This window comes from Salibacterium lacus, assembly GCF_042684865.1.
Taxonomy (GTDB): Bacteria; Bacillota; Bacilli; order Bacillales; family Marinococcaceae; genus Salibacterium; species Salibacterium lacus.
The window spans coordinates 439488-453328 of the sequence record NZ_JBHUML010000005.1 but is presented as its reverse complement, the minus strand read 5'-3'; the positions used below and the strand labels follow the sequence as shown (position 1 = coordinate 453328).

At 48.7% G+C, this 13841-nt stretch carries 11 protein-coding genes and 1 pseudogene; 8 read left to right on the top strand and 4 right to left on the bottom strand.

Annotated elements, in window-relative coordinates; translation table 11 throughout:
- Nucleotides 1-224: 224 nt before the first annotated feature.
- On the top strand, nt 225-1202 hold the full coding sequence (locus ACFSUB_RS15395) for a glycine betaine ABC transporter substrate-binding protein (RefSeq protein WP_380714149.1): 978 nt from the start codon (nt 225-227) through the stop codon (nt 1200-1202).
- Between the two features lie 84 nt (nt 1203-1286).
- On the opposite strand, the pseudogene ACFSUB_RS15390 reads toward ACFSUB_RS15395, so the two are convergent.
- A pseudogene (locus tag ACFSUB_RS15390) lies at nt 1287-1690 on the bottom strand (RrF2 family transcriptional regulator).
- 124 nt (nt 1691-1814) lie between these two features.
- On the opposite strand from ACFSUB_RS15390, the gene ACFSUB_RS15385 reads away from it, so the two are divergent.
- Both ACFSUB_RS15385 and ACFSUB_RS15380 read left to right on the top strand, forming a co-directional pair.
- On the top strand, nt 1815-2267 hold the full coding sequence (locus ACFSUB_RS15385) for a hypothetical protein (RefSeq protein ID WP_380714148.1): 453 nt from the start codon (nt 1815-1817) through the stop codon (nt 2265-2267).
- Nucleotides 2257-2580, top strand: a complete 324-nt coding sequence (locus ACFSUB_RS15380) for a hypothetical protein (protein WP_380714147.1) — start codon at nt 2257-2259, stop codon at nt 2578-2580. The genes ACFSUB_RS15385 and ACFSUB_RS15380 overlap by 11 nt, the downstream gene beginning before the upstream one ends.
- A 5-nt stretch (nt 2581-2585) precedes the next feature.
- Here ACFSUB_RS15380 and ACFSUB_RS15375 read toward each other — a convergent pair whose 3' ends face one another.
- The 3 genes from ACFSUB_RS15375 to ACFSUB_RS15365 all read right to left on the bottom strand — a co-directional run bounded on the left by ACFSUB_RS15375 (nt 2586) and on the right by ACFSUB_RS15365 (nt 7965).
- Nucleotides 2586-3752, bottom strand: coding sequence for a DUF4317 domain-containing protein (locus ACFSUB_RS15375; RefSeq protein ID WP_380714146.1), 1167 nt, complete (start codon nt 3750-3752; stop codon nt 2586-2588).
- Between the two features lie 178 nt (nt 3753-3930).
- On the bottom strand, nt 3931-4116 hold the full coding sequence (locus ACFSUB_RS15370) for a hypothetical protein (RefSeq protein ID WP_380714145.1): 186 nt from the start codon (nt 4114-4116) through the stop codon (nt 3931-3933).
- 60 nt (nt 4117-4176) lie between these two features.
- Nucleotides 4177-7965, bottom strand: a complete 3789-nt coding sequence (locus ACFSUB_RS15365) for an S-layer protein (protein ID WP_380714144.1) — start codon at nt 7963-7965, stop codon at nt 4177-4179.
- 310 nt (nt 7966-8275) lie between these two features.
- Here ACFSUB_RS15365 and ACFSUB_RS15360 point away from each other — a divergent pair, with 310 nt between their 5' ends.
- The 5 genes from ACFSUB_RS15360 to ACFSUB_RS15340 all read left to right on the top strand — a co-directional run bounded on the left by ACFSUB_RS15360 (nt 8276) and on the right by ACFSUB_RS15340 (nt 13824).
- Complete coding sequence (locus ACFSUB_RS15360) at nt 8276-8464, top strand: hypothetical protein (protein WP_380714143.1); 189 nt, start codon at nt 8276-8278, stop codon at nt 8462-8464.
- A 359-nt stretch (nt 8465-8823) separates the two neighbouring features.
- Nucleotides 8824-9777 (top strand): carbohydrate ABC transporter permease, encoded by a 954-nt coding sequence (locus ACFSUB_RS15355; RefSeq protein WP_380714142.1) that lies wholly within the window; start codon nt 8824-8826, stop codon nt 9775-9777.
- Between the two features lie 14 nt (nt 9778-9791).
- Nucleotides 9792-10628: a carbohydrate ABC transporter permease gene (locus tag ACFSUB_RS15350; protein ID WP_380714141.1), complete on the top strand. Its 837-nt coding sequence runs from the start codon at nt 9792-9794 to the stop codon at nt 10626-10628.
- A 30-nt stretch (nt 10629-10658) separates the two neighbouring features.
- Nucleotides 10659-12005 carry an ABC transporter substrate-binding protein gene (locus ACFSUB_RS15345; protein WP_380714139.1) on the top strand — a complete coding sequence of 449 codons (1347 nt, stop codon included), beginning with the start codon at nt 10659-10661 and terminating at the stop codon, nt 12003-12005.
- Nucleotides 12006-12069: 64 nt separating this feature from the next.
- Complete coding sequence (locus tag ACFSUB_RS15340) at nt 12070-13824, top strand: hypothetical protein (protein WP_380714138.1); 1755 nt, start codon at nt 12070-12072, stop codon at nt 13822-13824.
- The last annotated feature ends 17 nt before the right edge of the window (nt 13825-13841 follow it).

The following is a 13841-nucleotide window of genomic DNA, read 5'->3' as shown; positions in this document are numbered from 1 at the left end:
TAAAATACATATAACGACTATAAAGAAGATATTTATAGATACTCTATTAAAATTTTGTAAAGTCTGCATTAAGAGCTCTATATGTCCGAAAATTATGATATATACCGTTTGAGGAAAAATAAGCAATCGAGTAGAATTAAATCAGCTGTTAACAGAGACATTAAAAAAGGTCGATATGGATAACTTCAAAAGTTAAAACAGCGCAGAAGGAGTGGAAGTACAAGATGTTCAAGAAAAATTGGAAGAAAATAGCTTTAACAGCAGGTATGTCGTTAACGATGTTGACGGCTGCATGTGGTCAGGATGAATCAGGAGAAAGCGGCAGTGAAGGTTCAGGAGAAGGAAGCGGCAGCTCAGGAGAAGAATCCGGCGAAAGTTCCGGTGATCAGACAGAATCTTCTGCAAATGTAGGAGAAGCCGTGGAATACACAATTACCGGTATCGAGCCGGGAGCAGGAATTACACAATCTACAGACGATGCCCTCTCCGAGTATGACAGTCTTGCCGGCTGGGAGCAGAATGCTTCTTCAACCGCAGCTATGCTGTCGGAACTCAGAACAAGATATGATAATGAAGAACCTATTGTGATTACCGGTTGGAACCCACACTATAAGTTTGCCCAGTTTGATCTGAAGTATCTGGAAGATCCGCAGAACGTGTATGGGGAAGCCGAAGAAATCAGAACGTTAGCAAGAACGAAACTGGAAGAAGATATGCCGGGAGTTTACAAAATCCTGGACCGTTTCGAATGGACACTGGAGGATTCGGAATCCTTCCTTCTTGAAGCCCAGGAAAAGGATATTGAGACAGTAGCCCAGGAGTGGGTGGATAACAACCAGGATAAAGTAGATGAATGGATCAACGGCGTGGAATCCGTAGACGGTGAGGAAGTTGAACTGGCACTTACTCCGTGGGATTCCGAGCGCGCATCCTCAGCCGTTGTTAAACTGGCACTGGAGCAGAAAGGGTATGACGTAACGCTCACACCAGTGGATCCATCTGTCGTGTTTGAGGCAGTTGCCAATGGAGATGTGGACGGATCAACAGCAGCTTGGATGCCGGAAACACACGGCACCTTCTATGAAGAACACAAAGATAATATTGTAGATCTCGGTGCTAACCTGGAAGGCGCCAAAACAGGTCTTGCCGTACCAACATATATGGATATCGAATCCATCGAAGACCTGCAGCCGGCAGAATAATAGAACAGACAAAAAGCTCCATCCGTTTTCAACACGGATGGAGCTTTTTTTACCCTGTATAAGCAGAAAAAAGTCAGCACCAGCTTAGAGAGCGGCCGGCACTTGTTCCGCAAAATCCGCTAATGTCTTCTGTTTCAGTTCTTCTTCCATTGTATCTTCGGCTGATACCATCACCTGCTTTACCATGCAGTCCGGGTTATCATTCAGGCAGCCGTCAAAAAGGGAGACAGGTCCTTCCACGGCATGAATGATATCAAGAAACGATATATCTTCCCATCCGCGCGGCAGACGGTATCCCCCTTTGGCTCCGGACGCCGATTCCACCAAACCCGCTTTAACGAGCTGGGTTAAAATTTTGGACAGATACGTCGGCGAAATCTCCATTTTCTCCGCCAGCGGCTGTACACCCAGCTGCTGTTTTTTGGGTCGGTCACCACAAAATACAGGACTGTATGCAGCGCATAATTGGTCGCTTTGGAAAACTTCATTCTTTCACCCCTATAAAAGAGTCATTATATCTATAATAGATATAGATTGATCAAAAGCCAAATTCCAGATGTGATCAGTCTTGTGATAAAATAGTATGGAACTAGAAAAAAAGGGAGGCACACGTTGAACATCTTACGGCAGGGTTTTATGATGTGGATTCCTTTTGCGCTGCTTTGTCTTGGAGCAGGCTTTGCTGTTGAGCTGGCAGAAGGTTCGAAAATAGGGACGTCGGCTTATCCCGGCAGAGGTTTTATTGTGATCCTCTGGTTCGCTGCGATTCTCGGATATCCTTTCACCTTTCTGCCGCTTACGCTTATTGTTAACAGGACTATGAACCGTGTGATACCGCGGATGTTGATGTACACGGCTGCCGGAGCATTGGGAGGATATTGGTATTTTACCGGCGCCTACGCCCCTTTTATCGATGCTTATGACCTGAGAAGCATGACCGCGGTTCTGTCCTTTGGAGCAGCAGGTATCCTGTACGCGCTTCTTGATCATTATCTTTTCAACCACCCGAAGGCGTTTCAGCATAAACCGGATGTAAAAGAGGAGGAAAGACATAGTGGCACGTAAGTCGAACCGCAACACACTCATTCTGGAGCTTCTGTATCACGAGGATATGCAGAGCAGGGAACTGGCCAGGCGTCTCCGGTTGAAATCAATGAACCGGTTTAACGAAAGAAACCTGGATCGTAAGCTGCAAAAGCTTGAAGAAAAAAAACAGATACGTTCCTATTGGTATGACGACCAGAAGCAGACCAGCGGAGCGGTGTATTATATGATAACGGTGGAGGGGCAGAAGACCCTCCGCAAAGAGAGGGAGAGAGGATCTCTGATTATGGAAGTGATAGGGCACGTACTGGAGGGGTTAAGGGTCTGGCTGTAAGCGGATTACGGATTAAAAGATTCCGGAAGCATTTTTAACCCGTCGACTTCCGCGTCTTCTTCCACTTCAATCATAATACAGCGTTTCCCATTGTAATTAACCTGCCGGACGTACTCGAGATCCTGCGGGCTGATGGAAATGTTGGCAATTTTAGTGTTAATCTTGATTGACTTTGAGTTGTATTTCGGGACGACACTGCTTGCTTTCAGTTCGTGGGTGTCATTATCCACAGCCCGCTGAAACGCTGTCTTCACTTGTTCGGGATCAACATCTTCACCGCTTTGTTTCAACACCTGTCCGACGTCTTTGTAGTCGAGAGTCGGCGCGGTTTCTTCTTCATTTTCTTCCACGACGCGGTGAATCTCCCCGTACACATTGGCGAGGGTGGAAGGGCTGACTTGTCCGCCTGTGACGTCTTTGATCACTTCCTCAAACACGGCTTTATCTTCTTTAGCCGTTACGATCGTTTCTCCATTTAACACCTCTTCGGTGAACCGGTAATCAGGGTCATTGGCTTTTCCTGCCGCATAGAGAACACGGTTCACATCAGCCGCCCCGTCTGTGATGGATGGAAAAAGAAATCCCGACATCGGATGCTCGAGATCAATCACCGGATCGGTCGCAACGTTATACTTGAATTCTTTTTCGATATAATCGAACTGCATTTCCCGCTTCGGCTCTTCAGTCTGGTTGATGCTGCATAGAATAAAAGGGTTGGAATACATCGTATCCGTCCCGCCTTCCTCACTGTCTGCGCTCCGACGCCCCGCCGGGATGGCGTATTCCGCGCGGATAAAGGTGATGACGATATCTTTGTCATACGTGTGGTTGTCCATCATCTTCTGCGTCATATGAAGCATCTGTTCTTTCCAGTCTTCGGTCTCCGTGCTTAAGAGCCCTTTATGCAGAATCAACTGGCTGGAATTCTCCACATCCCGCTGAAACTTCAACTCGAACAATTTTTCATCGAGCTGTCCGGTCAGGACTTTCTTGAAATTGTTCATGAAAAGTTCCTGCTGCTCGCGGTCGAGCATCTCAAACGGCTGACTCTGGTGATGATAGATCTCGGACGTGTCTCTCATAATATAAACATGAAAAATCTCGGAAATCGTAAGGGTATCATTGTCCACTTTGAACTGCCGGCGCAGGCTTGCTACGTCTTTTTTCTCCATTACGGTTCACTCCTCGGCTGCGTTGTCGTTAGCTGATGTTTTATTTTAACATAGAAGTAAAGCACACTGAATGCGGGCGCAATGAGGCAGGTTACGAGCGAATCTATGTTGATTGCGGGCGAAACCGTGTCGAAAGCAAGCGAAACGTTGTCGAAATCGAGCGAAATCACATGTTCTATTATTGCTTCTTGCCCACATGCAGGAAGGCGATCCAATCGGAGTCACCGGCAACACGAGCGAACCCCATCTGCATATACACGCGGAACGAAACGGCGAAGGGGTGCCGATGACCTTCAACGGCCGCTTTCTCGTGCGCAATGATATCATGTTTTAAAGAAAGCTTCGCGCCGATAACATGCAGCATCCTCCCTCACAAAAAAAGACCTCCGCCCCTCAAAAGAGGAGCGGAGATCTGACCCGGTTCCTATGCTTCCACCAGTCCATCTACGGCCTGCTGCAGGGAATTCTCTGCAGCATGGACTTCAATCAGGGTGGAGTTCGGATTTTTCAGTATCTGCTTTGCGTTCTGCCTGGTTTTATGGAACGTTTTCCAGCTGTCTTTTGTATAGTCTTTATGGTTTCTGTCCTGCTGGGCGTCAAACAATTCCTGCAGCGAGGATTTATCGACGCTGATGTTATTTTCTCCAGTAATCACATCCATGCCGTCCAGCACAAAGCTTCCGCCTTTCACGACGATTTCGGCGCTGTGGGTTTTGTTTTCGAGCCCCCGCAGTACGTAGGACGTCTGCCTCGCGCCGGTAGCATGAATCCGGTGATCTTCCTCCATCAGGGTGCCGTCCACGTACACGTCAATTAACGCATCCGGCGTGGCACCGAACAGGTTAAAGCCTGTACCTTCAAAATCAAACACCATGCTGTTTGTTTGTTCTTCTGTATCCGGGGTGCTGTAAATATTGACGCCGCGGTAATCCATATACGTTTCTTTGGCTTCATTGTCTCCAAGCGACACCTTCAACGTGTGTTGTCCTTCTTCGAGGTTGCGCACGGAATAGCGGATGCCGGTGTCGGAGTCGACGGTGTGACTCCCCATGTCTTCGCCGTCGAGTTCCACCTGATAGGCGGTTTCTTCGCCGGTGCCCGCTAAATAGTCAATGCCGGTTCCGGTGAAATGGACAAGAATGTACGGGTTGTCGTCAAAATTTGCCCACGCATTGGTGCTGTTGGCGCCCCAGTCATTTTCCCCTTCACGGTAGGCATATACAGTGTTATCGTTCCCGTCAATCGCTGATTCTTCTGATACGGCCGTGAAATCATCGGGAGCCAGGGTGTCCTTTGTGGTAAGCGGACGCTCTTCCGATGTTTCCACCTCAGCGTGGGTGAAGCTCGCATACCCGTCGTTTGCAACAACTTTCAACGTATGCTCGGTTTCTTCCAGATTTTCTGCCGACCAGACCATCTGCTCTTTTTCGCTGTTGTTCAGGTAATCTGCCTCTCCGGCCGGTTCGCCGTCAAGATAGACATCGGCGGTTCCGTTGGAAGGATTTGTGATGCCGTACAACCGGATTTCATTTCCTTCAAACGTAATTTCAAACGATTCTCCGCCGGACCCCCAGGCATTTGATCCATTGGAGGACCAGTCTCCGGAATAGTAGACTTTATTTAACGTGCCCTGGGTGTCGGTTGTATCCTGGTGGTCAATGTCCACGCCGTTCCAGACCGGAACATCGGTTTCTGTAGTCATCAATGTACGGTTGAAATGATCATAGCCGGTACGGCTGTAGGTCCAGTCGCCCACGTAACCGATTGGATTCACGTCGTCTTCGTTACTTTGGGCTTCCTCTTTCGAATCGTAGACATGTCCCTGTGCGTTGTCTATTTTGTCTGATTCATAGGCATAGCCGTCCAGCGGTTCGACTTTCAGGTTGTCAAAGAGTGTTTCATAATAACCGGAGCCAAGCGATACCCGTCCGGCCATGACTGTTTTTTCTTCATCGGTGTAGCTCGCGATTTCTTTTTCATCGAGATACAGCGTGAACGTATTTTCTTTGGCTTCCAGGGCTATATTGTGCCACTTGCTGCTGTCGAAGCCGTCGACCGTTCCTTCTTTAACGACGCTTCCCATTTTCAGTATTTCATAGCTTCCATCCTCATACACTTTCGCATTATACGGAGCCTGGGAATCACCACCGCCCGCTTTCACCTGACGGACGCCGATCAAGGCATAATTGCTTCTGTCCTCCGCTTTCGGGGTGTGGGTGTCGAGCAGAAAATCATACGAGGCTTTATAGTTCGCCCAGCGGTGGTCCCCGATATTGGTTGTCGGATTGCGGTCGGTCTTTGCGCCGTCTGTGCCACCCCAGACAGCCCATTCCGCACCAATAATGTCAGGTGTTATCTTCTGCTGCATCATGCTGCCGTGCTCGTCCGCCTGCGGAATCGTACGTTCCACCCGCTCAGCGCTGCCCTGTTCTTTTGGTTTCGTCGCTTCTTTTACGACCTCAAATGCCCCGGTTTGATCGGTGGTATAACGCGGGGTGCCGCCGCGGCGTTCCATGTAATCTCTTCCTTCTTCATCGGTGCCGTACTCGTCATATTCAAAATCATCCTCGTAGGGAAGAGAAAGAATCGTGTCTTCAGAGGTATCAACCGGATCCGATTCATATTCGAAACCTTCCACCTCCGCCTGCTTGTCCAATGTGGAGATGGTTACAATCGAGTAAGGTTCTACATTAATGCTGTACTGTCCGTCTTCGGGTGTGATTGTTTCTTTGTGCTGGAACCAGTTTTCATCAATCGCTCTGCCATCCTCTGAACCTTTTGTTTCCCAGACATGAACCGGGGCATTTTCCTTTCCATTTAACTGTTCCGCCTGAATCGTGTAGCGCCGGGTATCTTCTGTATTGTTGGCGAAAATAGTGGAGTAGTCGCCGGTTTCCGGGTCTTTCAGCGTCATATGATTACGCGTGGCCGTATCGACTTCGATACCGCCGTCAAAAAATTCTCCGTTACTCGTCGTCGCGCCCTGCACGTACTGCCAGCGCTCATTTTTCTCTGTGGAGCGGTCGTCATGCTCGACAAAGTTCATAACATGGCGCACGCCCTGCAGACCGCCGTCTGTTTCATAAAAACCGGACCAGGGGTCTTTCGCGCTGATTAAATGTTTTGGATTGTACGACGCACCTTCGTAGAAAGCACTCACGGAAGGCTGGAAATCAAAAGATACCGCGTTCAGCGGATTCTCGCCGGCTCCTTCCCAGGAGTAGGCGGAAATGATGCGGGACGTGACATCCACGATACCGTACTGTCCGCCGAGCCCGTTGTACTGCGGCTCCATGTTTTCCCGGTAGCGTGCGTTCACCATCGGGGCAACACCTTCGGAGATCCAGATGTCTTTTGGTTCTTTTCCGTTATCTTCCAGGGTGTTCTGAAGTTCTGTTAATGCATCCGAACCGGAAATTTCATAGTGGGTACTGATCACATCGATATCTTCCCGCAGGTTCTCATGATCGAGAAGGGTCTGGCTGATGGAAGATGTATCACGATATCCATCGGCGGCGACAAGTTTGATGTCCTCGTAATCCTCCTCATAATTGGCTTCCTCTTTTAAAGAAGAAGTGAAATACTGCAGCCATTCCTCGTCAATTCTTCCGTTGCCGTTCTGGGCCCGTTCATTCTGCGTCACACCGACATAATCGAGTTTGAAGCCGTATTCTTCTTCCACGGCATCCATCGTGTCTTTGTACCATTGGTATCTTTTTTCATAATTTTGATTGGCCACGCCTTCCCACGTCCACCGCGGTTCTCCCCAGCGCAGGATTTCGGTTGTAATATTTTCATTGATCGATTTCGCATCGGCGGCGAACTGAAATCCAGCTCCGCGCAGGACATTGGCAGGTTCATCCTCATAACGTTTGGTGGCAGGCTCTGTTCCGGACGAAGAGTTCACATCCGCCCCCAGTTCCACTTTTACATGGGCAAGCCCCGCACCGGTTTCGGGATCAAACAATTGATGCATAATCTCCCAGTATGCTTCTGGATTTTCCTCCTTGTAGTCCATCATCAACCGTGTCGTGTTATTGGCAGAAACCGTGCCGAATCCTTTGAACCGGTGATCTTCATCGACATCATTCCCATTGATGGTAATGGTTTCTCTTTCTTCATCCGCCAGTGCTTCGTCACCTGTTGTCATGGTGGCAAGTCCCGGTAAAACGAGAAGAAGAGCGGCGGATGCCAGCTGTTTTTTTCCAATCATTAAATTCAAAACCCCTTTTTTTCATTATAATGCTGCGTTGACGTACGATCCTCCTTTCTATAGGTGTCCATATCGGTTATCATTGTACGTTGTTTTGTATGCGCTTTCATATAATTATTTTGCTTATTCTGAAAATAATTTGACTGACTCCGCGGAGAAAGACCATGTTAAATGGAAGGGGTGTCACGTTCACGTCGATAAACCACAAACAACCGTCGATATAATATAAAATTCTGCTTGAAAAACAGCGCACGGGAACGGTCGTAGGTTTTCTATGCTATACTATAGGTAAAAAAGGGAGGCGCACGGTATGTATTGGGTGATTCTCGCCATAGTCGGGACATCTTTCTTTTTTTCGTTTTTCTTCGGGGAACAGTCATGGACCGACTATTACCTACTGGCGGTATTTCTTTTCATGCTTATTATCTTCATCGCCATCTATATAAAAAGGAATAGAAAAAAACAGGCAGCAGAGACAGATCCAGATATCCGTAAATAAAAAGCCGGCCCGCGCTGCCATACCGGGCCGGCTTTTTATGGTTGGTGCAGAACAATGCAATCCACTACGGTTATGGACACTGGTTATGTGAAAGAAAATGATAGTGTCCAAAAAGGAAGGTTTACCGGACACTAAGATATGAAAAAACAGGATTAGAGGTTCCCAGGGGCAGGGGTGTAACCACTAACCGCGCGAAAAAATGCGATAGTGTCCACTAAATGACTAACCTTCAGAAAAACACCTTTTCCGCAAAAAGCAAAATTCTTTTCATTTCAGTCAAATCTGTTCCATGTCTCCAGCGTTGAAAACGCATACAATATATCTATAGTTGAAACCGCTTACTAAAGCATGGGGGGGTGATGGATGTGGCAGAGAATGAAGCTACCACAGCATATCAAAGCAATACGAAGAAACAACAGTTGGGCCGCTTCAAAAGCACGAAGTTCAAAGAAAACTTCGCGGGCTATATGTTCGTGGCACCGATGTTGATCGGAACAACTGTTTTAATCATTATTCCTATTTTTATCGCGCTGGCTGTCAGCTTTACGGACTGGGTCTTTATCAGTGGGTTTCAGAGCGCAGATTTTGTAGGGCTGGAGAATTTTAAAACGATGGTGCAGGATGAACCGTTCATCCAGTCGGTGGTGAACAACATCTGGCTGATTCTGGCCGTTCCGCTGACGATGGCGTTGTCGCTCGTGCTCGCTGTCGTTATTAACAAAAATGTGTACTTTAAGGGATTTTTCAAGGTTATTTATTTCATGCCTTATATCTCCAGTATCGTAGCGATCGCCATTGTATTCCAGCTTTTGTTCCACCCGTCGTACGGCCCGATTAATGAATTCCTCATGTCGGTCGGCATCGACAATCCGCCGAGATGGCTGGCTGACTCCAGCTGGGCGCTGGTGTCAGTTATTATCATCACGGTGTGGACGTCGATCGGGTTTAATCTCATTATCTATCTTGCCGGACTACAGAATATCCCGATGGATCTGTACGAAGCAGCGGATATAGACGGCGCGTCGGCCTGGGTGAAATTCAAAAACATCACCGTACCGATGCTGTCGCCGACAACATTTTTCCTTTTAATCACAGGAATCATTTACAGTTTCAAATCGTTTGAACTGATTGTCGTGCTGACCGAAGGCGGCCCGGGATATTCCACGTCGGTGATTGTGTATTACCTGTATGAGCAGGCCTTTGAAAATCTGAAGTCCGGTTATGCGTCGGCGATTGCGATTACCCTCCTCGGTATGTTGCTTGTCATCACAGCCATTCAGTGGATCGGGCAGAAAAAATGGGTGAATTATTAAGGGGGTGAAAGATAGTGAATCGTCTGCGCAGGCTGAATACGAAAAAAGTTATCATTACCATTATTATGTTCGCGATCGGACTGTTGTTTCTGATGCCGTTTATCTGGATGCTGTCCGCGTCCCTGAAGGCAGAAACGAATGTGTTTTCGTATCCGATTGAATGGATACCGTCGGACTGGAAATGGGACAATTACCGCCGCGTGTGGTTCGGGGAGCAGCCTTTCATTTTGTACTACTGGAACTCCATCAAAGTAACGGTGCTGACAACGCTGCTTTCTGTAACCGTTTCCGCGCTGGCGGCGTACGGATTTTCCAAAATTCACTTTAAAGGAAGAGATGCGCTGTTTCTGATCGTGCTTGCTACCTTTTTGATTCCGGCGCAGGCTATCCTTGTGCCGCAGTTCATGATGTACCGGGTGCTCAACCTGTTTGACACGCACCTTGGGTTGATTTTGCTGAACAGTTTCAGTGTGCTTGGAACGTTTCTATTGAGGCAGTTTTTCTCCAGTATTCAGGATGACTACATTGATGCGGCGAAAATGGACGGAGCTTCGCATTTTACGATCTTTTACAAAGTTGTTGTGCCGATGATGATTCCAGCGATTTCGACCTACGCCATTCTCCGGTTTATCTGGACGTGGAACGACTATCAGGGGCCGCTTATCTTTCTGCGGTCGGACGATTTGTCAACGATTCAGCTGGCGATTGAGCGTTTCTCGACGAGCAGCGGGGAGTTATACAGTTTGATTATGGCAGGGTCGGTGTCGGCCATTCTGCCGCTGATCATTATTTTCATCATCGGCCAGAAATACGTTATTGAAGGAATCGCACGAGGGGGAGTAAAAGGGTAACCTTTTAACTATAATGAAGGGGGAATTATAATGAAAAAATCACTGTTAACACTGTCGGGGACATTTCTACTTGCGACACTGGCGGCATGTTCCGGAGGCGGAGATCAGGAAGCTTCTGATTCATCAGACGGCGGGGATGGCGGATCTTCCGGGGAGGAAGTCACGATTCGTCTCCACCATTGGTACAATGAAGAACAGGACAACTGGGACGACGTGATTGCCTCATTTGAGGAAGATCATCCGAACATTAACGTGGAGTCGGTGACACCGGAAAACAATGATGCCAACGAAACGATGCAGCAGATTGACCTCGCTGCAGCGTCAGGGGACCAGCTCGATGTCATCATGGTCAACGATGCCTCCAACTATGCCCAGCGGGTGAGCCAAGGCATGTTTGAACCACTGAATAGTTATATTGATGAAGCAGGGTTCAATTTTGATGAAGATTACCGTGTCAATACAGCCGTGGACGGTGAGCGTTATGCGCTGCCGGGAAAATATAATATGCACTTTGTCATGATGAACCAGGATAAACTGGACGAAAATAATCTGGAACTTCCGACCGAATGGACGTGGAGCGACTTCATGGATTATGCCGACCAGTTGTCTGAAGGCGAAGGCGCCAATAAGATGTATGGCACGTACTTCCATACGTGGGTCGATTACGTCAAACTGGCAGCATTCAACCAGCCGGAAAACAGCAACCTTGTCAAAGATGACGGAACGACGTCCAATATCGACAGCGAGAAGATAAGACAGTCGCTTGAAATCAGGCAGCGGGGTCATGAAGATGGATCCGCCGTGCCGTATGACAACACAATATCCCAGGAACTGTCGTACCGGGATCAGTTTTTCAACGAGTCTGCGGCAAGTATCTTGACGGGAAGCTGGATGATCAGTGAAGCAGGCGGTATTGACGGCAGTCCGTCACCGTTCAATGTCTCGTTTGCTCCGTACCCGAAAGCGGAAGAGGGAGATCCGGTTACGACGCCGGCCGGTGCTGATTTCCTTTCCGTTTATTCCGGCTCCAAGAACAAGGACGCAGCGTTTGAATTCATCCGCTGGTACACGACCGAAGGTATCCAGGAACAGGGAAAATATTTGCCGGCCTACAAGGACGCTGATCTGCAGGAAGTCGTCGATAACCTTGTTCAGGCAGGTGCTGCTCCGGACAAAGTCGACACGGAATCTCTTATCAACGTGCTGGAAACATCGGAAGCTGCACCGCTTAACATCCCTCCAACCTATATCGGAGAGGTGGAAGACGCCTACATGAGCGAAACGGACGCCTTCCTTCTCGGGGAACAGGATCTGGAGACGACGATACAGAATGCGGACGAAGCAGCACAGGAGATTATCGATAATAACGCAGAATAACAAAACGAAGGATGAGGGTCCATACGACCCTGATCCTTCCTCCTGTTTAGAGAGAAGGTGAACCATGCTGTTTTCACGAAAAAAGGGAGAACGGCTTCTGCCATCTAACGTACTGGAGAGAAAATGGTGGAACGAGCGTCCGTTCTATCCGGCCTGGCAGGCACCTGCCGCAGAAGTGGAAAGCGAAGCCGAACAACTCATTAACCGCGGAACACCGCCGTTAACCGATGATTTATTCCGGTTGTTTGAAGAGACCGGGTCCCGTAAGGAATACGAAGCCGTTTATTTTCATAGAAGGCACCGGTTGAACACGTTTGCCTTGATGACCCTGCTTCATCCGGAGAAAGAGCCGTTTGAGAAAGGTCTCCGGGAAGAAATAAAAGCAGTATGCTCAGAATACACGTGGTGTCTGCCCGCCCATATCAAAGACGACGATCCGTATACAATCGATCTGTTCGCAGCAGAGACAGGGTTTGCGCTGAGCGAAATAAAAAGCATCCTTGGGACAAGCCTGGGAGAACCGCTCTGCCGGAGAATCGAAGAAGAGGTGCAGAAACGGGTGCTGCACCCTTTTCTTTCGCATACACATCACTGGGAGACCGTGGATCATAACTGGGCGGCTGTGTGTGCCGGTTCGGTCGGATCAGCTGCGATGCATCTGCTGGAGGACGGGGAGGTGCTGGATGCCATCCTTGAGCGGAATATACGGACGATGGACTATTTTCTGAGCGGATTCAACGAAGACGGCGTGTGCCTGGAAGGCTGCCAATACTGGCAGTACGGCTTTGGATTTTTCGTGTATTTTGCCGATCTGCTGCTTGCAGAAACGCAAGGGCGGATCGACCTGTTCCAAAAGGAGAAAGTCCATCAGATTGCGCGTTTTCAGCAGAACGCGTTTTTATACCGTAATAAAGTGATTCCTTTTTCGGACTGCGTGCCGGAGCAGTCGGTACCTCTTGGATTGAGCCATTACCTGCACCAATGCTTCTCAGATGTAACGGTTCCCGATTACCATCTCCGCAAGCCCTATACGGCTGATCACTGCGCGCGGTGGGCGCCGCTTCTGCGCGAGTGGATATGGCTGGATGAAACGCTCGAGGGCAGGGAGTGGGAAGAAAAAGACGAAGTGATGGATGCTTCCCAGTGGGTGGTGTCCCGCTTTCGTTCGGGAGAAGATCACTATGCATTCGCGGCAAAAGGCGGGCATAACGATGAACCGCATAACCACAATGACGTCGGCCACATGATCATGATGAAAAACGGGGAGACGTTTCTGAAAGATCTGGGAGCGGGGTTATACCAAAAAGGGTATTTTGACGAGAAAAGGTACACGTTTATCACGAATCACGCCCTCGGCCACTCCCTGCCGGTGATAAACGGAAGCTGGCAGACACAAGGCAGGGATAGAAAAGCCGTGCAGACAAAGACGGTGCAGGACGAATCACTTCTTCTTTACGGGCTCGAGCTCAAAGATACGTACCCCGTTTCGGGGTTGACCTCCTTTCACCGGACGTTCAGCTGGTACAAAAAAGAGAAGCCTGTGCTTGAAATCCTGGATGCCTATGAACTTGAAACCCCTCCGAACGGTGTCACGGAACAGTTTATTCTAGGGGATCTGCCCTGGAAAGAAGAGGAAGCGGGAGTTATTGCTGCAGATGGCATGCAGATCCGCTATGACCCTGTTCAGCTACGCCCGGTGATGACAAGGGAGCATTTCATTAATCACAGCGGCAGGAAAGAATTCTATCAATTATTGAAATTGCATGTCCATTACCCGCCGCAAACAGGTATAATAAAGATAACGTTTTCATTTTCCTGAACAGGAGGCAGAGGGGT